The following is a 19,364-nucleotide window of genomic DNA, read 5'->3' as shown; positions in this document are numbered from 1 at the left end:
CCGGTGGGATTCGCGCCAGATGACCGGCCGGGCACCGGACGGGCCGGCCCTGCTGCCCAACTTCATCGCTGGTGAGTTTGTTGACGCTGGTCGCCGCTTCACCAAGTACAGTCCGGTGACCGGGGAGCCGATCTTCGAGGTCGTCGCGGCGGATCAGGCCGGAGTGGACGACGCGGTGGCCGCCGCCCGCGCGGCGCTGCGTGGCCCGTGGGGCCAGCTCGGCGAACGAGAGCGCGCCGAGGTGCTGCTCCGAGTCGCCGACGAACTGGAGCGCCGCTTCGATGATCTGGTCACCGCCGAGGTGGCCGACACCGGCAAGCCGATTGCGCAGGCCCGGACGCTGGACATCCCGCGCGGCGCGGCCAACTTCCGTGCCTTCGCCGAGATCGCCGCGACCGCGCCGACCGAGTCGTTTAGCACCCGCACCCCAGCTGGTGGTCAGGCGCTGAACTACGCGCTGCGCAAGCCGGTCGGCGTGGTCGCTGTGATCGTCCCGTGGAACCTGCCGCTGCTCCTGCTCACCTGGAAGGTCGCGCCCGCGTTGGCGTGCGGCAACGCGGTGGTGGTCAAGCCCAGTGAGGAGACACCCGCCTCGGCGACCCTGCTCGCCGAGGTGATGGCCGCCGCCGGCGTGCCCGAGGGCGTCTTCAACGTCGTGCACGGCTTCGGGCCCGGCTCGGCGGGGGAATTCCTCACCCGGCACCCCGATGTCGACGCGATCACCTTCACCGGCGAGTCGACCACCGGCGGAGCCATCATGCGGGCCGCCGCCGACGGGGTGAAGGCGGTCTCCTTCGAGCTGGGCGGCAAGAACGCCGGGTTGGTCTTCGCCGACGCCGATCTGTCGGCGGCGGTGGCCGGCTCGGTGCGGTCCAGTTTCACCAACGGTGGCCAGGTCTGCCTCTGCACCGAACGCATCTACGTGCAGCGTCCGGTCTTCGCGGAGTTCACCGCCCGGCTGGCCGAGCGGGCCGCCGAGTTGCCGTACGGGTGGCCCGCTGACGAGGCCACGGTGAACATGCCGCTGATCTCGTCCGCGCACCGGAAGAAGGTGCTCGATCACTACGAGCTGGCCCGCGCCGAGGGGGCGGAGGTCCTCGCCGGCGGGGGGACGCCCCGCTTCGACGACGCCCGCGACGGCGGCGCGTACATCCAGCCGACGGTGCTCGCCGGGCTCGGCCCGGATGCGCGGACCAACCAGGAGGAGATCTTCGGCCCGGTCGTGCACGTGGCGCCCTTCGACGACGAGGAGGAGGCGTACGCGCTGGCCAACGGCACCGAGTACGGCTTGGCGGCGGCGGTGTGGACCCGGGACGTGGGTCGGGCCCACCGGGCCGGTGCCCGGTTGGACGCGGGGATCGTCTGGGTCAACACCTGGTATCTGCGTGACCTGCGTACCCCGTTCGGCGGGGTGAAGGCCTCCGGCGTCGGCCGCGAGGGCGGGCTTCATTCGCTGGGCTTCTATTCCGAGCTCACCAACGTCTGTGTGGACCTGACATGACCGTCGACTACGAGACCGCCGCCCGGGAGCTCATCGAGGCTCGGGAGAGCGGCAAACCCTGCCCTCCGCTTCGCGGGCGGCTCATCCCCGACGAGGACATTGACTCGGCGTACCTCGTGCAACAGGCGCAGGTGCGCCAGTGGCTGCGGCGCGGACACCGGCGAGTCGGCGCCAAGATTGGTCTGACCTCCGCAGCCGTACAGGCGAGTCTCGGCGTCTACCAGCCGGACTTCGGGGTGCTGACCGAGGCCATGGCGGTGCCCGACGGGGTGGAGGTGCCGTGTGGTCGGCTGCTCCAGCCCCGGGTGGAGGCCGAGATCGCGTTCGTACTCGGTGCGGACCTGCCGGACGAGCGGATCACCACCGCCGACCTGATCCGGGCGGTCGATCACCTGCTGCCGGCGATCGAAATCGTCGACTCCCGGATCGCCGGCTGGGACATTGCCATCGTGGACACGATCGCGGACAACGCCTCCAGCGGGCTGTTCGTGCTGGGTACCACGCCCCGCCGGCTCGCCGATGTGGATCTGCGCCTCGCCGGCATGGTGCTGGAGCAGGCCGGGGAGCCGGTCTCGGTCGGTGCCGCCGCGGCCTGTCTCGGCAACCCGCTGCACGCGCTGGCCTGGCTGGCGCGGACCTTGGCCCGTTCCGCTGATCCACTGCGGGCGGGCGACGTGGTGCTCTCCGGGGCGCTTGGCCCGTTGGTGCCGGTGACGCCCGGAGCCGCATATGAGGCGCGGATCTCCGGCCTCGGATCGGTACGTACCTGCTTCGCGAAGGAGGTCGAGGAGTGAGCGTCGGGGTGGCAGTGCTCGGTTCCGGGAATATCGGGACCGATTTGATGATCAAAGTTTTGCGGCTCAGCGACAGTCTGCGGATGGTCGCCATGGCGGGCATCGACCCGGACTCCGACGGGTTGGCTCGGGCCCGGCGACTCGGCGTCACCACCACCGCTGAGGGGGTGGCGGGGCTCGTGGCGCTGCCCGAGTTCGCCGACGTGGCGTTGGTCTTCGACGCCACCTCGGCCGGGGCCCACCGACACCACGACGCCGTGCTGCGCGCCCATGGCCGGGCCGTGGTCGACCTGACCCCCGCCGCGGTCGGGCCGTATGTGGTGCCGCCGGTCAATCTCGACGAGCACCTGCAGGAGCCCAACGTCAACATGGTTACCTGCGGCGGGCAGGCGACCGTGCCGATCGTCGCCGCCGTCGGCCGGGTCACCCCGGTCGCGTACGGAGAGATCGTCGCCTCAATCGCCGCCAAGTCGGCCGGGCCGGGTACCCGGGCCAACATCGACGAGTTCACCGAGACCACCGCCCGGGCGATCGAGGTGGTTGGCGGGGCCGAGCGGGGCAAGGCCATCATCGTGCTCAACCCGGCTGATCCGCCGCTGCTGATGCGGGACACCGTCTACTGCCTCTGCCCGGACGCCGACGCGGACCGAGCCGCGATCGCCACCGCCATCGCCGACATGGTCCGGGCCGTACAGGAGTACGTCCCCGGCTACCGCCTGAAGCAGGATGTGCAGTTCGACCGGGTGGACAGCTACCTACCGGCGCTCGGTCGGCGTCTCACCGGCCTGCAGGTCTCCGCCTTCCTGGAGGTCTCCGGTGCCGGGCACTACCTGCCCACGTACGCGGGCAACCTGGACATCATGACCTCGGCCGCGCTGCGGACCGCGGAGCGGCTGATCGCCCGGCGGGCGGTGCCGGCATGACTCAGCTCTACCTCCAGGATGTGACGCTGCGGGACGGGATGCACGCCATCGCCCACCGCTACACCGTTGACCAGGTGCGGACGATCGCCGCCGCGCTCGACGCCGCCGGAATCGCGGCGATCGAGGTGGCGCACGGCGACGGGCTGGCCGGGTCGAGTGTCAACTACGGGCACGGTGCGGCGAGCGACGCGGAGTGGATCGCGGCGGCGGCCGAGGTGCTGACCACGGCGCGGCTGACCACGCTGCTGGTCCCCGGAATCGGCACCATCGCCGACCTGAAGGCGGCGCGGGACCTCGGCGTGACCAGCGTTCGGATCGCCACCCACTGCACCGAGGCCGACATCTCCGCCCAGCACATCGGCTGGGCCCGGGAGAACGGGATGGACGTCTCCGGGTTCCTGATGATGGCCCACATGAACGACCCGGCCGGCCTGGCGGCGCAGGCCAAGCTGATGGAGTCGTACGGGGCGCACTGCGTCTACGTCACCGACTCCGGCGGCCGGCTGTTGATGTCCGACGTGGCCGAGCGAATCGACGCCTACCGGCAGGTGCTCGAACCGGAGACGCAGATCGGCATCCACGCCCACCACAACCTCTCGCTCGGGGTGGCGAACAGCGTGGTCGCGGTGGAGCACGGCCGGATCCTTGGGGCCGGGCCGCTGGACGCGCCGGCTGGCCGAACCGTCCGGGTTGACGCCTCCCTCGCCGGGCAGGGCGCGGGCGCGGGCAACGCACCGCTGGAGGTCTTCGTCGCGGTCGCCGAGCTGCATGGCTGGGAGCACGGCTGCGATGTCTTCGCGTTGATGGACGCGGCCGAGGACGTGGTCCGCCCGTTGCAGGACCGGCCGGTGCGGGTGGACCGGGAGACGCTTTCGCTGGGCTACGCCGGCGTCTACTCCAGCTTCCTGCGGCACGCCGAGCGGGCCGCCGAACGCTACGGCGTGGATGTCCGCTCGATCCTGGTCGAGCTGGGCCGGCGCCAGATGGTCGGCGGCCAGGAGGACATGATCGTGGATGTGGCGCTGGACCTGGCCGGCAAGGAGGAGATGTGATCGGACCAGATATCGCCGGGATCGCCGGCCAACTGGTCGCGGCGGCCGACCGGGGTGTGGCAATCGGACAGCTCGCCGCCGAGACCGGGCTCGACGTCGATGCTGCGTACGCGGTGCAGGCCGAGTTGGTGCGGCGCCGGCTGGACCGGGGTGAGCAGCTGGTGGGCCTCAAGATGGGGCTGACCAGTAGGGCGAAGATGGCCCAGGTCGGCGTGGACGAGGTGATCTGGGGCCGGCTCACGGACCGGATGCGGGTCGCCGACGGCGGAACCGTCTCGGTCGGAGACTTCATCCATCCCCGGGTGGAGCCGGAGGTGGCCTTCCTGCTGGACCGGCAGCCCGAACCGGGTGAGCCGGTCGCGGAGTTCGCCACCGCGGTCCGTGCGGTCGCACCGGCCATCGAGCTGATCGACTCCCGGTACGCGAACTTTAGCTTCTCGCTGCCGGACGTCATCGCCGACAACACGTCGGCGGGGGCCTTCGTGGTGGGGCCGTGGTGCTCGGTTCCGGAGGGCCTGGACAACCTTGGCGTGCTGCTGGAGATCGATGGACAGGTCACCCAGGTGGGGTCGACCGCGGCGATCCTGGGCGACCCACGCCGCGCCTTCGACGAGGGGGTCCGGCTCGCCGGCCAACACGGGGTTCGGCTCCACGCGGGCTGGGTCTTTCTGGCCGGCGCCGCAACGGCCGCTGTCGCGCTGCGACCCGGCGCGCACGTCCGTGCGGTGGTGGAGAAGCTTGGCACCGCGTCGCTGCGGGCGGCGGCGTGACCGGCCGGGCGCCATCGGCGCTGGAATCCGGTGGGCGGGCAGCCGCCCGGGTCGTGGCCGGGAAGGCCGTGCCGCGTGGATCGTTCCCGCACGTCAAGGTCGCCGGTGGCTTCATCTTCGTCTCCGGCACCTCCTCCCGCCGCCCGGACAACACCTTCGCGGGTGTCGCTGTTGACGAGTTCGGCACCACCGACCTCGATATCCGGGCCCAGACCCGGGCGGTGATCGCGAACATCCGGGATCTACTCGACCCGGTCGGTGCCGGGCTGGCCGACTTGGTGCAGGTGACCAGCTACCTGGTCAACATGAACGACTTCGGTGGCTACAACGAGGTGTGGGCGGAGTTCTTCGACGCGAGCGGGCCGACCCGGACCACGGTGGCGGTCCACCAGCTGCCGCACCCGCACCTGTTGATCGAAATGCAGGCCGTCGCCCTGTGCCCCGAAGGAGGTCCGTTGTGAGCGAGATCGCTGAGCCGTTCAGCTTCCCCGGTTGGATTGCGGATAACCAGCACCTACTGAAGCCGCCGGTGGGCAACAAGGAACTGCTCCCCGGCAGTTCCGACTTCATCACCATGGTCGTCGGCGGGCCGAACCAGCGCACCGACTATCACGTTGAGCCGTACGAGGAGTTCTTCTACCAGGTCAAAGGGGACATGCACGTCAACCTGATGCTTCCGGACGGGCCGCAGACGGTACACATCCGCGAGGGGCAGATGTGGATGCTGCCGCGCGGAGTTCCGCACTCGCCGCAGCGGCCGGAGGCCGGCTCGATCGGTTTGGTGATCGAGCGGGTCCGCGAGGAGGGCACCCTGGAACGGTTCCAGTGGTACTGCCCCGAGTGCACCAACAAGGTGCACGAGGTGGAGTTGCAGGTCCGGGACATCGCCGCCGACCTGCCTCCGGTCTTCGCCGCCTTCTACGCCGACGAGGCGGCGCGGACCTGCGACCAGTGCGGCACGCTGCATCCGGGCAAGGGCTGATGGGTACTCCGGTCATCGATGTGCACTCGCACGCCGTACCGCGGGGTTGGCCGGACCTCGCTGCGGCCTGCGGTGGTTCTGGCTGGCCCTGGCTGCGGGTCGACTCCGAGCGCGCTGCGATGATCATGGTTGGCGAGCAGGAGTTCCGCCCGGTCGGTGCGGAGTGCTGGGATCCGGCGATCCGATTGGCGGACATGGCCGCCGATGGTGTCGACGTGCAGGTGGTCTCGCCAACGCCCGTCTTCTTCTGCTACGACCGCCCCGCCGACCAGGCAGTCAAGGTCGCTCGGATCTTCAACGACCGCATGTTGGAGATCACGGCCGCCGGGGACGGCCGGCTGGTTCCGTTCTGCCAGGTGCCATTGCAGGACCCGGAGGTCGCCTGCGCCGAGCTGGACCGCTGCCTCGCCGCCGGGCACGCCGGGGTGGAGATCGGCAACCACGTCGGCGACCTCGACCTGGACGACAGCGGCATCGTCGAGTTCCTCACCCACTGTGCCGAGGTTGGCGCGCCGGTCTTCGTCCACCCGTGGGACATGCCCGGCGGGCCGCGGCTGGATCGGTGGATGGCGCGGTGGCTTACCGGGATGCCGGCCGAGACCCACCTGTCGGTGCTGGCGATGATCCTCGGCGGGGTCTTCGATCGGGTGCCGGAGACGTTGCGGATCTGCTTCGCGCACGGCGGTGGCAGCTTCCCGTTCTGGCTGGGCCGCGCGGACAACGCCTGGCACCGTCGCGGCAACCTGGTCCGCGGTGCCTCCGCCCGGCCCCCCAGCTCGTACGTGGGCCGGTTCTTCGTCGACTCGGTGGTGTTCGAACCGGCGGCGCTGCGGCTGTTGGTTGACACGATCGGCCTCGACCAGGTGCTGCTCGGCAGCGACTATCCGTATCCACTGGGGGAGCGGCCGGTCGGTGCGGTCGTGCACCGCTCCGAATTCCTCACCCCGGACCAGCGCGCCGGCCTACTCGGCGGCAACGCGCTGCGCTTTCTCTCCCCCCGGGGGCAGGGCGAATCCGGCGCGGCGGACCCGTACGGCCTGTCGGGGCAGCGGCCCGATCGGGCAGCGGGCAGGATAACGGCATGAACGAGTTGCACGATCTGACCGCGCTGGAGCAGGCCGCCGTGATCGCCAGCGGCGAGCGGACCAGCCGGGAACTGGTCGAACACCACCTGACCCGGGTGGCGGAGCTCGGTGACACCGTCGGTGCGTTCGTCACCGTCACCCCGGAGGCGGCTCTCGCTGCCGCTGACGCGGCTGACGCCGTTCCGAGCACGGCCCGGGGGCCATTGCACGGCGTGCCGACGGCGATCAAGGACCTGACCCTCACCGCCGGTGTCCGCACGACCTTCGGCTCCGCGGCCTTCGCCGACTTCGTACCGCCGGTTGACGCGGACGTGGTTCGTTTCATCCGGGACGCTGGCCTGATCAGCCTCGGCAAGACCACCACCTCCGAGCTGGGCTGCTCGCTCTACTCCGAAGGGCGGGTCGCCCCGCCGGCCCGTAACCCGTGGGATCTCGCCTACACCGCGGGCGGCTCCAGCGGTGGCGCGGCAGCCGCGGTGGCGGCCGGTCTCATTCCGGTGGCCCAGGGCTCCGACGGCGGCGGCTCGCTGCGTATCCCGGCATCGCTGTGCGGGTTGGTTGGCTACAAGCCCAGCCGCGGGGTGGTCTCCGGCGGCCCGATCGGCTTCGGTGCGTACGGCCTGCCGACCAGCGGCCCGATCGGGCGGACCGTGGCCGACGTGGCCGCGTTGCTTGACGTGTTGGCTCAGCCGGTTCCCGGCGAGCCCTACCTGGCGCCGCCACCGCCGGTCGGTGGCTGGCTCGCGACGGCCCGGAGTGCCACACCGGGCCGGCTGCGGATCGGCCGCTTCACCACCCCGATGCTCGCCGACGAGCCGGTGCACCCGGACTGCGTCGCCGCCGTGGACCAGGCCACCGACCTGCTCACCGCCGCTGGTCATGAGGTGGTCGAGGTGCCACCGCCGCTGACGCCGACAGCATGGCCGCTGTTCGAGATCGTCTGGTACGTGCTCGCGCTCGCCCCGGTGCCGCCCGAGCGGGAGAGTCAGCTGCTGCCGTTGACCCGGTTGCTGCGGGAGCGTGGGGCATCGATCTCTGCTGCCAGTCTGACCGCCACGCTCGGCGAGCTTCAGGCGCAGGTCCGGCTCGGGATACGCCGGACCGTCGGCTGCGATCTGCTGCTCTGTCCCACCCTCGCCGCACCGCAGGCACCAGTGGGCTGGTTTACCGACGTTCGTAACCCAGCGGACGACTTCGAGCGTCAACGGCGCTTCTCGCCGTTTTGTGCAATCTTCAACGTCACGGGTGACCCCTCGGTGTCGCTCCCGGTGGGTGCCACCGCCGATGGGCTACCGGTCGGCGTCCTTCTCAGCGGCCGGCAGGGCGACGACGCGCGGCTACTCGCCACCGCGGCCCAGCTGGAGCAGCTCAGTGGGGGGTGGGATCGCCACCCCGCAATCTGGCGGGCGGTTGACTCCGCTAACGTGAATACCACAAGCGGAGTCGGGGAATCGTCCGCATGACTGTCCACCCGACCCGGATTCCTGGTCTCTCTTTCGCCTGGGGGCGTTGGGATTGTCTGTAACCGATACGTTGCTGGTCTTCGTCGGAATCCCGGCGGTAGCAGCGCTGATAATCGCTGGTGTGGTCTACGCCGCCAGCAGCCGCGGCGCAGGTGGCGGTGGCAAGCGCTACCGGCCGGGCCGGCCCTTTGACTTCACTCCGGTCTGGTTCCTGAGTAGTCCGGAGGAGCTGGCCGACTCGGCGGGCACCGCACTGGCCGCCGGCGCCCAGGCGCCCGCGCTGTCGGGCCGTAAGCAGGAGCAGGCCGGCCAGAAGGCGCCGGCCGGTGGAACCGGAGGCGCAAGTGACCGTTGGTGAGCTGCAGTCGTCGTCTGAGACGGCGGCCCCGCCGGAGCTGGACGGCCCGTTCTCGACCCGCCAGCTGCTCCGGGTTGATGAGGCCATGCGCCTGGCCGACCAGAGCACCGGGCTGACCTTCTCGATCTTCGTCGGTGGCCTCGAGGAGCCGGTCCGGGAAGACGCCGAGCGGCGGCACCGCCAGCTCGCCGACCCCGACCGGTCGGTCCTGATCGCGATCTCGCCGAACCAGCGGCAGCTGGAGATCGTCACCGGCCAGCACGCCCGCCGGCGCATCCCGGACACGTACGCGCGGCTCGCCGCGCTGTCGATGGTGGCGGCCTTCGGTGGCGGTGACCTGACCGGTGGCATCGTCACCGGCCTCGACCAGCTGGCCAGCCACGCCGGTAAGGGCTGCTGACCCCCAGCAAGCACTCGGCCCGGGGCCGGTGTGGGCGAACGCTCCGCACCGACCCCGGGCCGACGCATGTCAGCCGCTTCGGGCGTCCCGCGCCCGGGCCTTGAGGGCCCGGACGACGCCATCGCGGCCCTCGGCGACCAGCCGCCGCAGCGGTGCCGGTTGGCCCTCGCCAGCCAGCCACCCGTCGGTCGCCGCCACGGTCTCCTCCTCAACCAGGTACGCCGGGTACGCCAGCAGGGCGAACTCCTGCGCCGGCTCACTGTCCCGGCTGGCCCAGACCTGCGCGATGGTGGCGAAGTACCGCTCCCGGTAGGGGCGGACCAGCTCGACCTGCGTCGGGTGGGCGAAGCCCCGCAACAGTGCGCGGTGCCGCCAGTTCGGCAGCGGCTCCGGACCGGTCAACCGGGCCCAGACGGCTGCCTTGTTCTCCGGCGTCGGCACGAGCGCGTGCGCGTACGCGGCTTCCCGCTCGCCGCTGGCGGTGCGGTCGGTGGCCAGCTCCGCCTCGATGTCGTCGGGGCCGGCCGCGCCGTTGGCCACCAGCGCGGTAAGTACCGTCCACCGCAGCTCGGTGTCCATGCGCAGCCCGGACGGCACGTCGTTCCCCTCCAGCCAGCCGCGCAACGTCGCCAGGTCCTCAGCCGACCGGCTGGCGGAGGCGTACGCCCGAGCCCAGGCGAGCTGGAAGCCGCTGCCCGGCTTGGCGGCGGCGAGGGCGGTCTTCGCGGTCCGAGCCAGGTCGGCCCAGCCGCTCGGTGCCCACGTTGGGTCAGCGTAGAAGGTGAGCGCGGTGGTGACCTGCCGCAGGGTGGCGGTGACCAGGTTGATGTCGGCCTCGGCGGGGAGGCCGGCGAGCACCAGCGCCACGTAGTCCCGGGCGGCCAGCTCAGCGTCGCGGATCATGTCCCACGCGGCAGTCCAGCACAGCGCCCGCGCCAGCGACGACTCGAAGCCGCTGATGTGCTGCACCACGGTGGCCATTGACCGCTCGTCGAGCCGCAGCTTGGTGTAGGTCAAGTCGTCGTCGTTGAGCAGCAGCACGTCCGCGGCGGGAACCCCGGCCAGCTCGGTCAGCTCGGTCGTCTCACCGACGACGTCAACTTCCAGCCGTTCGCGGCGGACCAGCCGGCCATCGGTGCGGTCGTAGAGGCCCACCCCGATTCGGTGGGTACGCAGGGTCGGGTGGTCGGCCGGCGCCTCCTGGCGGACCACGACCCGCTGGTAGCTGCCGTCGGCGCCGATCGTCACCTCCGGGCGCAGCGTGTTCACCTGGGCGGTCTCCAGCCACTGGGCGGCGAACTTGCGCAGCTCTCGCCCGGAGGCCGCCTCCAACTCGGAGAGCAGGTCGTCGAAGGTGGCGTTACCCCAGGCGTGCTTGCGGAAGTACGACCGGAGCCCGGCCACGAACGGCTCCTCGCCCACGTACGCGACGAGCTGCTTGAGCACGCTCGCACCCTTGGCGTACGTGATCCCGTCGAAGTTGACCTCGACCGCCTCCAGGTCCGGCATCTCGCAGTAGACCGGGTGGGTGGAGGAGAGCTGGTCCTGCCGGTAGCCCCAGTTCTTCCGCAGGGACAGGAAGGTGGTCCACGCCTCGGAGAAGCGGGTCGCGTGGGTGTTGCACCAGTGGCTGGCCCACTCGGCGAATGACTCGTTCAGCCAGAGGTCGTTCCACCAGCGCATGGTGACCAGGTCACCGAACCACATGTGCGCCAGCTCGTGCAGGATCGTGTTGGCGCGCTGCTCGTACTCGAAGTCGGTGACCTGCGACCGGAAGATGTACGCCGACTCGGCGTGCGTGACACAGCCGAAGTTCTCCATCGCGCCCGCGTTGAAGTCCGGCACCCAGAGCTGGTCGTACTTGGGCAGCGGGTACCGAATGTCGAACTGGGCGTGGAAGAAGTCGAAGCCCTGCTTCGTGATCAGGAAGAGATCGTCGGCGTCCAGGTACTGCGCCATCGACGCCCGGACGAAGACGCCCAGGTCGATGCCGTCGTGGCTGTCCCGCGCCTCGTGGTAGGGCCCCGCGCAGAGCGCGGTGATGTAGGTGCTCATCCGCACCGACTCCGCGAAGTGGACCGTCTTGAGACTCTCGCCGGCCGGCTCCTCCCGCTCCACGGGCATGTTGGAGACGACCTTCCAGTGCTCCGGCACGGTGGCGTGCCAGGTGTAGACACTCTTCAGGTCCGGTTGGTCGAAGGCCGCGTAGACCCGTTGCGCGTCTGCGGTCTCGAACTGGCTGTAGAGGTAGGTCTCGCCGTCGACCGGATCCACCGTGCGGTGTAGCCCCTGACCACTGTTGGAGTACGCGAAGTCCGCGTCCACCACGAGCGTGTTCTCGGCGGCCAGGTCGGGCAGGGTGAGCCCCTCCTCCGCCGACCAGCCGCCCAGCTCCAGCGGGGTGCCGTTGAGGGTGGCCGACCGTACCGACTGCGCGGCGACCTCGATAAAGGTACTCACACCCGGCTCACTGCACTGGAACCGGACTTCGGTCCGGGACCGGAACGTGTGACCCTCGGCCTGCACAGCGCTCGACAAGTCCAGGTTGATGTCGTACCCGGTCACGTCGAGTAGCCGGCTTCGCTCGGTGGCCTCCGCCTGCGTCAGGTTGCGCACTCCCGGCACTGTTCGTCTCCATCTCTCGTCTCGCCGCGGACGCGGCGTCGTCGGGCAACCGCTCGTAGCGGTCGCGCGAGTCGAGTCTTACACGCACCCGGGTCGGCGGGTGGGCCAGGTCACGGTCTCATTTCCGTGTTGTAGCTGGGTACTTGGGGCGAAGATCAGGTGCAGGCGCCGAGAACCGGCGCACCTGTCGTGAAGGGACTTCACTGTGAGTGAGCGTGTCGCCGTCGACATGTGGTTCGACCCGATCTGCCCATGGGCGTGGATCACCTCTCGTTGGCTGCTGGAGGTTGAGCAGGTCCGGGCCGTGGACATCCGCTTCCACGTGATGAGCCTGTCTGTTCTCAACGAAGGCCGGGACCTGCCCGCGGAGTACCAGGCGCTGATGAAGTCCGGGTGGGGCCCGGTTCGGGTCTGTATCGCCGCCGAGCAGCGGTACGGCACCGGGGTGCTGCGGGACCTGTACACCGCGTTGGGTAACCGGATCCATCTACAGTCCGAGCAGCTATCCGGGGAGCTGTTCACCGCTGCCCTGACCGACGCCGGACTGGATCCGGAGCTGGCTGGGGCGGCTGACAGCGCCGAGTACGACGGAGCGCTGCGCGCCAGTCATGAGGCGGGTATGCGGCCGGTCGGCACCGACGTTGGTACCCCTGTCATTCATGCCCCGGGCCCGGACGGGAACCCGGTCGCCTTCTTCGGCCCGGTCGTGACCCCGGCTCCCCGAGGCGAGGCGGCCGGCCGGCTCTGGGACGGCGTTCTGCTGGTCGCCGGCACGCCGGGGTTCTTCGAACTCAAGCGCTCCCGCGAGCTCGGCCCCATCTTCGACTGAGTGTAAGGCGGGCCCGGGCGGATGGCCGGGCCCGCAGTGCCGCCGGTGTCGGCCGGTCGCTCCGGTGCGCCGCGGGTGGGCCGGGGCGCCGGAGGTGAGCGATACCGGTAGCGTCAGCGGACATGACGGTCGCCCATCCAATCGCCCGGGCCTGGATCACCACTGGCGGCACCGGTGCGCAGAACTACGACGAGTTTGCCGACGACGCGGAGATCACCTCGATCATTGCGGTGAATCCACACAGCGCCCTCGGCATTGAGATGCCGCACCGGGCCCCGGAGAGCCAGGGGAAGGCGTTTCTCGAAGCGCTCCCGGAGGCGGTAGCCCGGCTCGCCGAGGCGAAGGCGGCGGGCAGCTACACCCCCGCCGAGCAGGTGGTGGTTCTCTACCGAATCAGCGCGCCGCAGGAGGAGCCGGGGTACGGGCTGTTCGTCATGGTCGATACCGACCAGATCTCCACCAGCGCCGCCGAGCCGGGTCTGGTCATCCGGAACGAGGATGTCTTCATCGCCAAGGTGCGCGAGCGGGTGGCCTTGGCCGAGGCACTGGGACATCTGCTGTCGCCGGTGCTCCTGCTCCAGACCGGCCGGGGCGACGAGCTACACACCGCCCTCGCGGCGGCGACCGACCGGGCCGGGGCGCCGGCCGCGACCGACACCGACCAGGCCGGGCGGACGCACGCCATCTGGCTGGTCGGTCCGGGCGAGCAGCAGGATGAGCTGACCGCGTTGGCCGGTGGCGGCGAGCTGGTCGTCGCCGACGGCAACCACCGTAGTCTCGCGGCCCAGACCGGCGGGCTACCGCGCTTTCTGGCCGTGGTCACCACGCCGGCCTCGGTCGCCATCGCCCCGTACAACCGGTTGGTTGACGAGCTCACCACCAGCCCGGAAGAGCTGATGGATCGGCTACGCGCCGCCGGTGCCCAGATCGAGCCGATCGACGGCCCGGTCGAGGTTCCGGCAGCCGGCGGCACCATCCACCTCCGGCTCCCCAATACGGCGTACGCCGTACGCCTGCCCCAGGTCGGCGCGGGGCGCCTGGAGAACCTGGACCATGCCCTGGTCGAGCGGTTGCTGCTGCGGGACGCGCTGGGGCTGGACCCGGGCGACAAGCGGATCACCTACGTCGGCGGCGACTACCCGGCGAGCTGGCTCACCGGTGAGGTCGACGCCGGCCGCGCCGAGCTGGCCGTGCTTGTCGCACCGGTGACCGTGGACGACTTCGTCGCGGTGAACCTGGCGCGGGAGAAGATGCCCCGCAAGAGCACCTGGTTCACCCCGAAGGCCCGGGGCGGACTGGTCGTCGCCGAGTTGCTGCCCGGACAGGGCGGAAGGTAGGCGCGTACTCAACCCGGGCTGTCTGACGTCGTCCCGGACTGTGCGGAAGTTGTCTCCGACCGACCCACGGGCGTCGGTCGGAGACGAGCCCTGTCAGACTGCCGGTATGCGTGTCTACCTGGGATCCGACCACGCCGGTTTCGAGCTGAAGGCGCACTTGGCCAACCACCTGGCCAAGGAGGGGTATGACGTGGTTGACGTCGGCCCGCACGCCTACGACCCGGACGACGACTACCCGGCATTCTGCCTACACACAGGCGACCGGGTGGTTGCCGACCGGGGTAGCCTCGGCGTGGTTATCGGAGGCTCCGGCAACGGCGAGCAGATCGCCGCGAACAAGATCGACGGTATTCGGGCCGCGCTGGCGTGGAGCATCGATACCGCGCACCTGGCCCGGGAGCACAACAACGCCAACATCGTCGCGATCGGCGGGCGGCAGCACACCCTCGATGAGGCCACCGCCATCGTCGAGGCGTTCCTGACCACCCCGTTCTCCGAAAAGCAACGTCACGTTCGCCGCATCGACCAGGTGGCCGACTACGAGCGCACCCGGAAGCTCCCGGAACTGCCCTAAACCGGGCCGGTCACCGACGGGGGAGGTCCTCGCGCGGAACCCAGTTGCGGCGGACCAGGACCACCCGAGCCTCCGCCTCCGCCAGGTCCTGCTCCGTCGGTTGGGTGGCGTCCCGGGCCCGCATCGCCGCGGTCACGCTTACCTGCGACGAGCCAGAGCCGACCAGGCCCCGCAGTCCGCGTTCGCTCTCTTCGGCGCTGCCCCGGCGGACTCGGGGCGGCCGGCCGCCGCTCTGCCCCCCGGCCGCCGTCTGGGCGGCCGGGCTCGGGCTCTCGGCAGCGCGGTCAGCGGGTTGCCGATGGCGCCGCCGTCGTCGCTCCATATCACCCATCAATCGACCGTACCCCGCGGCGTCAGAAGATCTCCATGGCAGCGGGAGCCCGCTGCCAACCGAAGGCCGGTCCGGTGGCGGCCAGAGCGCCGGGCCGCAGTTCCCGAACCCGACCGGCCGCCGCTAGCTCGCCCAGCCCGGTCCCGCCCAGGTACAGCTCACCGAGGGCCCGGACGTCGCAGGCCAGGTCGGCCGCCCCGGTGCTGGGTACGCAGCTGGCCCCGTCCAGCCCGCCGGTGAGCCGCCACCGGCCAGTGTTCTCCGCGAGTAGGTCGTCGGTGACCTCCAGCACCACGTCAACCGAGGTCGCGTACCGTCGGGCGGAGAGGGCCGCTGGCAGATTCACCACCCGCAACCAGAGGGCGTCGGTCAGCCGCGCGTCGAGCCGACGTGGCTCGTTGAGCAGCCGCAGCAGCGGGTCGTCCAGCGGTACGCCGCGTAGCGTGAGCCGGCGGGTCAGGTCGAGGGCGAGCAGCAGGCGCCACATCGCCAGATTGGCGGCCGGGTCGCCGCTCACCACCTCGTCAACCATGGTGACGGCTTTCGGCCCGACCGCGTCCCAGGCGTGGCGGGTGCGGAAGAGCGCGTACCCGTTGACGCCGTTGGGGCCCTCGTGCAGCAGAGCCCGACGTTCGGTGGCCCCCTCCCGGCGGGCGGCCGGGTCGGCCAGGACATAGTTCCACCACACCTCGCTGCGGCTGGACCAGCCGGGCCGGTCGGGCCGAACCCGGTCGTAAACCCGGGCCAGCTCGCCCTGGCAGTGCGCCGGTTTGATCAGGCGGAGGCGACCTTCAGCGGCGGTGGGATCGGGGAGGCGTAGCTCGGTGGTCTCACACTCCACCACCAACTGCTGGCAGGCCAGGCCGTAGCCGAAGCGTGGGTAGATCCGCCCTTCGCTGGCCCACAGCAGCGCGACCGGCTCGGTGCCGACATCGCGTACATCACGGAGCTGTCGCCGCATCAACTCGGTGAGCAGGCCACGGCGGCGGTGCGTCGGCGCCACTGCGACCATGCTGACGTGCGCTGCGGGCAGGCGCGCCCCCGGTACGGTCAGTTCGCGGGTGAAGGCGGTGGCGGTCGCCACCAGCTCGGTGTTGTCGCGGACGACCAGGGTGCGCTCGGGCTCCAGGAGGCTCTGCTGGACGGCCTGTGACTCGGCGTCCAAGCTGCTGTGAAAGAGGCTGCCGATCAGCTCGCCCAACTCCTCGAGATCCTCGGTACGAGCGACACCGAAGTTCGGTACGAAGGTCATGGCTTTGTGTCTAGCGCACTGAGCCGGGGCTGGCAGGCCCGGTGGTCCGTAGCGGAGACAAATTTGTGTCCTGGCTACCCTCGATAGTTAGACGGGACCCGCCGGTCCCCGTCTGCTCCAGGGGAGGGACGACATGGCCGACCAGACGCAACCGTGGGCCGAGCGGACCGTCGAGGTGCCGCCGCAGCCAGGCGTCGGGGTGCCGCCGCAGCCCGGGGTCGGGGTGCCGCCGCAGTGGGGAGGCGGGATGCCGCCGCAGTGGGGAGGCGGGATGCCGCCGCAGCCGGAGGCCGGGGTGCCGCCGCAGCCGGATGCCTTCCAGCGGGGGGTGGCCTCGGTAGGGCAGACCGGTACCCGTCGGACCACGCCGTTCCCCGTGGTCGAGCAGGAGGAGGTCGGGGCGGGCTGGCCGGAGGCGCGGGCTTCACGTCGGCCGATGAGCTGGCACCTGGCGCAGCTGCGTCCGGGCCGGGAGTGGAGCGCCGGCGGAGCGCTCTTCGCGTTCGTTTGTTGGGGTATTTGGGTGATTTCGGGTGGCGGCAACCTCGCCGCGCCACTGTTGATCTTTTTGTTGAGCCTGCTGGTGGCGGTCGGGCTGTTCGCCCTCGCCCGGCTGGTTGGCCGGGTGGTGCTGGAGCAACGTCTGGGCCGGGTGCGGCGCGGCGCCCGCGGTGCGCACCTGGTGACGGCCGTCTTTCTCGTCAGTCTCGGCTTCGCGTGGCTCAAGCAGACCGAGTGGGTGGTTTCGTTCTGGAGCTGGATTACCAACAGCTGACGGGGCCCTCCTTCCGCTGACTTGAGTCGGCGTTGAGTGGGGCTCGGGAAAATCGGTCGGCTCAGCTTGGCGCCGGACCCGAGGAGCCCCTTGACGTACGCATCAGTGGTTGGGCTGGCCGCGGCGGACCTTGCGCAGCTTCCTGCGTACGGGAACCTGGGTCGGCTTTTGACCAGTTTCAGCGACGAGAGTGTCGACCGTGCCGCCCCGGTTGAGGGTGGGGCGGGCTGATGGGTTGGCTCCGGCGAATCGCTGCCGAGATGGCGTTCGGCCTGAGTCTGTTCGGGGCATCGGTCATCGGTATGGATCCCCGGGAGATTCTGCGGCGCGGTCGGACTCGGTGGGGGGACGCGGCGCCCGCGGCTGGTGGTGCCGGCTGGGAGGGTGATTCCATCCCGGCCGACAGTCCTTCCCCGGTCGGTGGGGGCCGCCGGTTGGCGCTGCCCGGCCCAGGACCGCTCGTTGAGCAGCCACCGCCCGGTCACCCGGAGCGGCTCGTCCCAGATCAGCCCCTCACCGACGAGGAGCGGCAGATCTGGCTCCAGTTGTGGTGATCGTCGTCGGGCGTTGATCGTCCTCTTGCGTTGATCGTCCTCACCCGCACTTGAGCATTGCCGACAGGGATGGTGACTGCTAGGGTTTCACGTGTAAGAAAAAGATGACACGTGAAGGGATCTTGTGGCAGTGGGCGGACCGACCGGAGACGACCTGGTCGAGATGCTGGCGGCGCTGGCTAATCCGATTCGACTACGCATCGTCGCTACCTTGGCCAGCCGCCGTGACTACGTGAGCCAGTTGGCCCGCGAGATTGGGGTGAGTCGTCCACTCCTGCACATGCATCTGCGGCGGCTGGAGGCGGCAGGTCTGATCACCGGCCGGCTCGAGCTCTCCGACGATGGCAAAGCCATGAAGTACTACGAAGTCACCGATTTTGACCTGCACCTGACCGCATCGGCGGTGGCCGAGGCGGCCCAGACCCTCACCATGCCGGATTCAGGGAAGGGTCCCGCACCCAAGGAGTCAACGTAATGGACCCGCTTGGAGGGGAAATGTCCTGGCCAACGACTGTCTTCCTGCTGGTCGTGGTCATCGTGGCGGCCTTCCTGGTCGCCCTAGTCATCGTCGGGCTGTTCGAGGGCCGAAAAGAGAAGCGGGCGGCCGCCCGAGCAGACGACCTGCGTCAGCTCGTACACCGGTTCGAGAAGCTCGCTGAGAACACTCTCGACGCCCAGCAGCGAAGCGCCGTTGACCTCGCCGAACTACGAACCCGTACGGCATCGATCGAACACATACTACGCAGCGTGGAATGAGAGGGAACCGATGAAAGGAATCCGTTTCTACGCGTACGGCTCGTCCGAGGTCCTCACCCTTGAGGAGCTCGAGATGCCTGCCGTCGGTGACGACGACGTACTGATCCGGGTACGGGCAGCCTCAGTGAACCCGGTGGACTGGCACATGATGCGCGGCAGCCCGTACATCACCCGGGCGCAGGGTGGGCTGACCCGCCCCAAGTCGAACACGCTCGGGCACGACCTGGCCGGGCAGGTCGAAGCGGTGGGCAGCAACGTCACCACCTTCCAGGTAGGAGACGAGGTATTCGCCCTGAAGCAAGGGGCGCTCGCCGAGTACGTCACGATGCGCCACACCGCTGGAGTGCTGAAGAAGCCGGCCAGCCTGACCCTGGAACAGGCTGCTTCGGTGCCGGTGGCCGCCCTCACCGCCTACCAGGCGCTACGCCACCACGGGCGGCTGCAGCCCGGTCAGCGGCTCCTGGTCAACGGCGCGGCGGGCGGCGTGGGCACCTTCGCCGTGCAGATCGGCAAGGCGCTGGGAGCCGAGGTGACCGGGGTCTGCAGCAGCCGGAACGTCGAGCTGGTCCGCGATCTGGGTGCCGACCACGTCATCGACTACACCAAAGAGGAGTTCACCCGCGGTGGACGACGCTACGACGTACTCCTCGACAACGTCGGTAACCACCCACTCCTCACCTGCAGACGCATGCTCACCCCACGGGGAACACTCATCCTGAACAGCGGCTCAGGCGACGGGCTTCTCGGCCCGCTGGCTCGCGTGCTCCGTGGGCTCGCCCTGTCGCCGTTCGTACGGCAACGCCTGGTGTTCTTCGTGGCGAGCCCCAAACGGGAAGACCTGACAGCGCTCTGCGATCTCTTCGAATCCGGAAAGGTCACCCCGGTCCTGGACCGGACCTACCCTCTGAGTGAGGTGCCCGAGGCGATTAGCTACCTGGAGGAAGGCCACGCCCGGGGAAAGGTCATCATCACCGTCTGACCGGCCGGTCCGCCCTCGCTCGAC

22 protein-coding genes are annotated in these 19,364 nt (G+C 70.1%); 19 read left to right on the top strand and 3 right to left on the bottom strand.

What is annotated here, in order from left to right; translation table 11 throughout:
• Window positions 1–19: 19 nt before the first annotated feature.
• The 11 genes from B116_RS0114025 to B116_RS0113975 are packed head-to-tail and all read left to right on the top strand — an operon-like array spanning window position 20 to window position 9,328.
• Window positions 20–1,501, top strand: coding sequence for a 2-hydroxymuconic semialdehyde dehydrogenase (locus tag B116_RS0114025; protein WP_027660436.1), 1,482 nt, complete (start codon window positions 20–22; stop codon window positions 1,499–1,501).
• Window positions 1,498–2,295 (top strand): 2-keto-4-pentenoate hydratase, encoded by a 798-nt coding sequence (locus tag B116_RS0114020; protein ID WP_018724050.1) that lies wholly within the window; start codon window positions 1,498–1,500, stop codon window positions 2,293–2,295. Before B116_RS0114025 ends, B116_RS0114020 begins: the two co-directional genes overlap by 4 nt.
• On the top strand, window positions 2,292–3,218 hold the full coding sequence (locus B116_RS0114015) for an acetaldehyde dehydrogenase (acetylating) (protein WP_027660435.1): 927 nt from the start codon (window positions 2,292–2,294) through the stop codon (window positions 3,216–3,218). The genes B116_RS0114020 and B116_RS0114015 overlap by 4 nt, the downstream gene beginning before the upstream one ends.
• Window positions 3,215–4,270 carry a 4-hydroxy-2-oxovalerate aldolase gene (dmpG, locus tag B116_RS0114010; protein ID WP_018724052.1) on the top strand — a complete coding sequence of 352 codons (1,056 nt, stop codon included), beginning with the start codon at window positions 3,215–3,217 and terminating at the stop codon, window positions 4,268–4,270. Before B116_RS0114015 ends, dmpG begins: the two co-directional genes overlap by 4 nt.
• Window positions 4,267–5,040 (top strand): 2-keto-4-pentenoate hydratase, encoded by a 774-nt coding sequence (locus B116_RS0114005; protein ID WP_027660434.1) that lies wholly within the window; start codon window positions 4,267–4,269, stop codon window positions 5,038–5,040. The genes dmpG and B116_RS0114005 overlap by 4 nt, the downstream gene beginning before the upstream one ends.
• The gene (locus B116_RS0114000) at window positions 5,037–5,501 is read left to right on the top strand and encodes a RidA family protein (protein ID WP_018724054.1); all 465 of its coding nucleotides are present in this window, start codon (window positions 5,037–5,039) and stop codon (window positions 5,499–5,501) included. Before B116_RS0114005 ends, B116_RS0114000 begins: the two co-directional genes overlap by 4 nt.
• The gene (locus B116_RS0113995; RefSeq protein WP_027660433.1) at window positions 5,498–6,022 is read left to right on the top strand and encodes a 3-hydroxyanthranilate 3,4-dioxygenase; all 525 of its coding nucleotides are present in this window, start codon (window positions 5,498–5,500) and stop codon (window positions 6,020–6,022) included. The genes B116_RS0114000 and B116_RS0113995 overlap by 4 nt, the downstream gene beginning before the upstream one ends.
• Entirely contained in the window at window positions 6,022–7,107 is a 1,086-nt protein-coding gene (locus tag B116_RS0113990; protein ID WP_027660432.1) for an amidohydrolase family protein, read from the top strand. Before B116_RS0113995 ends, B116_RS0113990 begins: the two co-directional genes overlap by 1 nt.
• Entirely contained in the window at window positions 7,104–8,570 is a 1,467-nt protein-coding gene (locus tag B116_RS0113985) for an amidase (RefSeq protein ID WP_027660431.1), read from the top strand. Before B116_RS0113990 ends, B116_RS0113985 begins: the two co-directional genes overlap by 4 nt.
• A 52-nt stretch (window positions 8,571–8,622) precedes the next feature.
• The gene (gene ctaJ, locus B116_RS0113980; protein WP_449619013.1) at window positions 8,623–8,928 is read left to right on the top strand and encodes an aa3-type cytochrome oxidase subunit CtaJ; all 306 of its coding nucleotides are present in this window, start codon (window positions 8,623–8,625) and stop codon (window positions 8,926–8,928) included.
• Window positions 8,915–9,328: a DUF5130 family protein gene (locus tag B116_RS0113975; RefSeq protein ID WP_027660430.1), complete on the top strand. Its 414-nt coding sequence runs from the start codon at window positions 8,915–8,917 to the stop codon at window positions 9,326–9,328. Before ctaJ ends, B116_RS0113975 begins: the two co-directional genes overlap by 14 nt.
• 69 nt (window positions 9,329–9,397) lie before the next feature.
• On the opposite strand, the gene pepN is transcribed toward B116_RS0113975, so the two are convergent.
• The gene (gene pepN / locus B116_RS0113970; protein WP_027660429.1) at window positions 9,398–11,944 is read right to left on the bottom strand and encodes an aminopeptidase N; all 2,547 of its coding nucleotides are present in this window, start codon (window positions 11,942–11,944) and stop codon (window positions 9,398–9,400) included.
• Between the two features lie 214 nt (window positions 11,945–12,158).
• On the opposite strand from pepN, the gene B116_RS0113965 reads away from it, so the two are divergent.
• The 3 genes from B116_RS0113965 (at window position 12,159) to B116_RS0113955 (ending at window position 14,693) form a co-directional block, all read left to right on the top strand.
• On the top strand, window positions 12,159–12,782 hold the full coding sequence (locus B116_RS0113965) for a mycothiol-dependent nitroreductase Rv2466c family protein (protein ID WP_027660428.1): 624 nt from the start codon (window positions 12,159–12,161) through the stop codon (window positions 12,780–12,782).
• Window positions 12,783–12,904: 122 nt separating this feature from the next.
• Entirely contained in the window at window positions 12,905–14,119 is a 1,215-nt protein-coding gene (locus B116_RS0113960; RefSeq protein ID WP_027660427.1) for a DUF1015 family protein, read from the top strand.
• A gap of 106 nt (window positions 14,120–14,225) precedes the next feature.
• Window positions 14,226–14,693 (top strand): ribose-5-phosphate isomerase, encoded by a 468-nt coding sequence (locus tag B116_RS0113955; protein WP_018724063.1) that lies wholly within the window; start codon window positions 14,226–14,228, stop codon window positions 14,691–14,693.
• Window positions 14,694–14,703: 10 nt separating this feature from the next.
• Here the strand turns inward: B116_RS0113955 and B116_RS0113950 are convergent, their stop codons facing one another.
• Both B116_RS0113950 and B116_RS0113945 read right to left on the bottom strand, forming a co-directional pair.
• Window positions 14,704–15,024: a hypothetical protein gene (locus tag B116_RS0113950; protein ID WP_026322047.1), complete on the bottom strand. Its 321-nt coding sequence runs from the start codon at window positions 15,022–15,024 to the stop codon at window positions 14,704–14,706.
• 22 nt (window positions 15,025–15,046) lie between these two features.
• Complete coding sequence (locus B116_RS0113945; protein ID WP_027660426.1) at window positions 15,047–16,276, bottom strand: GNAT family N-acetyltransferase; 1,230 nt, start codon at window positions 16,274–16,276, stop codon at window positions 15,047–15,049.
• 133 nt (window positions 16,277–16,409) lie between these two features.
• Between B116_RS0113945 and B116_RS0113940 the strand changes: the two genes are divergently transcribed.
• From B116_RS0113940 to B116_RS0113915, 5 genes are all read left to right on the top strand, one after another.
• A complete protein-coding gene (locus B116_RS0113940; protein WP_027660425.1) occupies window positions 16,410–17,051 on the top strand; it encodes a hypothetical protein in 642 nt (213 codons plus the stop codon).
• Window positions 17,052–17,281: 230 nt separating this feature from the next.
• Window positions 17,282–17,605 (top strand): DUF6059 family protein, encoded by a 324-nt coding sequence (locus B116_RS0113930; protein WP_027660424.1) that lies wholly within the window; start codon window positions 17,282–17,284, stop codon window positions 17,603–17,605.
• Between the two features lie 124 nt (window positions 17,606–17,729).
• Complete coding sequence (locus tag B116_RS0113925; protein WP_033665686.1) at window positions 17,730–18,080, top strand: ArsR/SmtB family transcription factor; 351 nt, start codon at window positions 17,730–17,732, stop codon at window positions 18,078–18,080.
• Complete coding sequence (locus tag B116_RS0113920; protein ID WP_033660542.1) at window positions 18,080–18,361, top strand: hypothetical protein; 282 nt, start codon at window positions 18,080–18,082, stop codon at window positions 18,359–18,361. Before B116_RS0113925 ends, B116_RS0113920 begins: the two co-directional genes overlap by 1 nt.
• 10 nt (window positions 18,362–18,371) lie before the next feature.
• Window positions 18,372–19,340 (top strand): NAD(P)-dependent alcohol dehydrogenase, encoded by a 969-nt coding sequence (locus tag B116_RS0113915; RefSeq protein ID WP_018724069.1) that lies wholly within the window; start codon window positions 18,372–18,374, stop codon window positions 19,338–19,340.
• Window positions 19,341–19,364 lie beyond the last annotated feature (24 nt).

This window comes from Salinispora fenicalii (assembly GCF_000514815.1).
Taxonomy (GTDB): Bacteria; Actinomycetota; Actinomycetes; order Mycobacteriales; family Micromonosporaceae; genus Micromonospora; species Micromonospora fenicalii.
Note: the sequence above shows the minus strand (reverse complement) of the source record. Positions and strands in the feature narration are given on the sequence as shown.

Excerpts from the sequence above, each read along its gene's own strand:
- B116_RS0113920 (WP_033660542.1), top strand. The coding sequence starts at position 18,080 with ATGGACCCGCTTGGAGGGGAAATGTCCTGGCCAACGACTGTCTTCCTG.
- B116_RS0114025 (WP_027660436.1), top strand. The coding sequence starts at position 20 with ATGACCGGCCGGGCACCGGACGGGCCGGCCCTGCTGCCCAACTTCATC.
- B116_RS0113940 (WP_027660425.1), top strand. The coding sequence starts at position 16,410 with ATGGCCGACCAGACGCAACCGTGGGCCGAGCGGACCGTCGAGGTGCCG.
- B116_RS0113985 (WP_027660431.1), top strand. The coding sequence starts at position 7,104 with ATGAACGAGTTGCACGATCTGACCGCGCTGGAGCAGGCCGCCGTGATC.
- B116_RS0114020 (WP_018724050.1), top strand. The coding sequence starts at position 1,498 with ATGACCGTCGACTACGAGACCGCCGCCCGGGAGCTCATCGAGGCTCGG.
- B116_RS0113960 (WP_027660427.1), top strand. The coding sequence starts at position 12,905 with ATGACGGTCGCCCATCCAATCGCCCGGGCCTGGATCACCACTGGCGGC.
- B116_RS0113990 (WP_027660432.1), top strand. The coding sequence starts at position 6,022 with ATGGGTACTCCGGTCATCGATGTGCACTCGCACGCCGTACCGCGGGGT.
- B116_RS0113955 (WP_018724063.1), top strand. The coding sequence starts at position 14,226 with ATGCGTGTCTACCTGGGATCCGACCACGCCGGTTTCGAGCTGAAGGCG.
- B116_RS0113930 (WP_027660424.1), top strand. The coding sequence starts at position 17,282 with ATGGGTTGGCTCCGGCGAATCGCTGCCGAGATGGCGTTCGGCCTGAGT.
- B116_RS0113945 (WP_027660426.1), bottom strand. The coding sequence starts at position 16,276 with ATGACCTTCGTACCGAACTTCGGTGTCGCTCGTACCGAGGATCTCGAG.
- B116_RS0113915 (WP_018724069.1), top strand. The coding sequence starts at position 18,372 with ATGAAAGGAATCCGTTTCTACGCGTACGGCTCGTCCGAGGTCCTCACC.
- dmpG (WP_018724052.1), top strand. The coding sequence starts at position 3,215 with ATGACTCAGCTCTACCTCCAGGATGTGACGCTGCGGGACGGGATGCAC.
- B116_RS0113950 (WP_026322047.1), bottom strand. The coding sequence starts at position 15,024 with ATGGGTGATATGGAGCGACGACGGCGGCGCCATCGGCAACCCGCTGAC.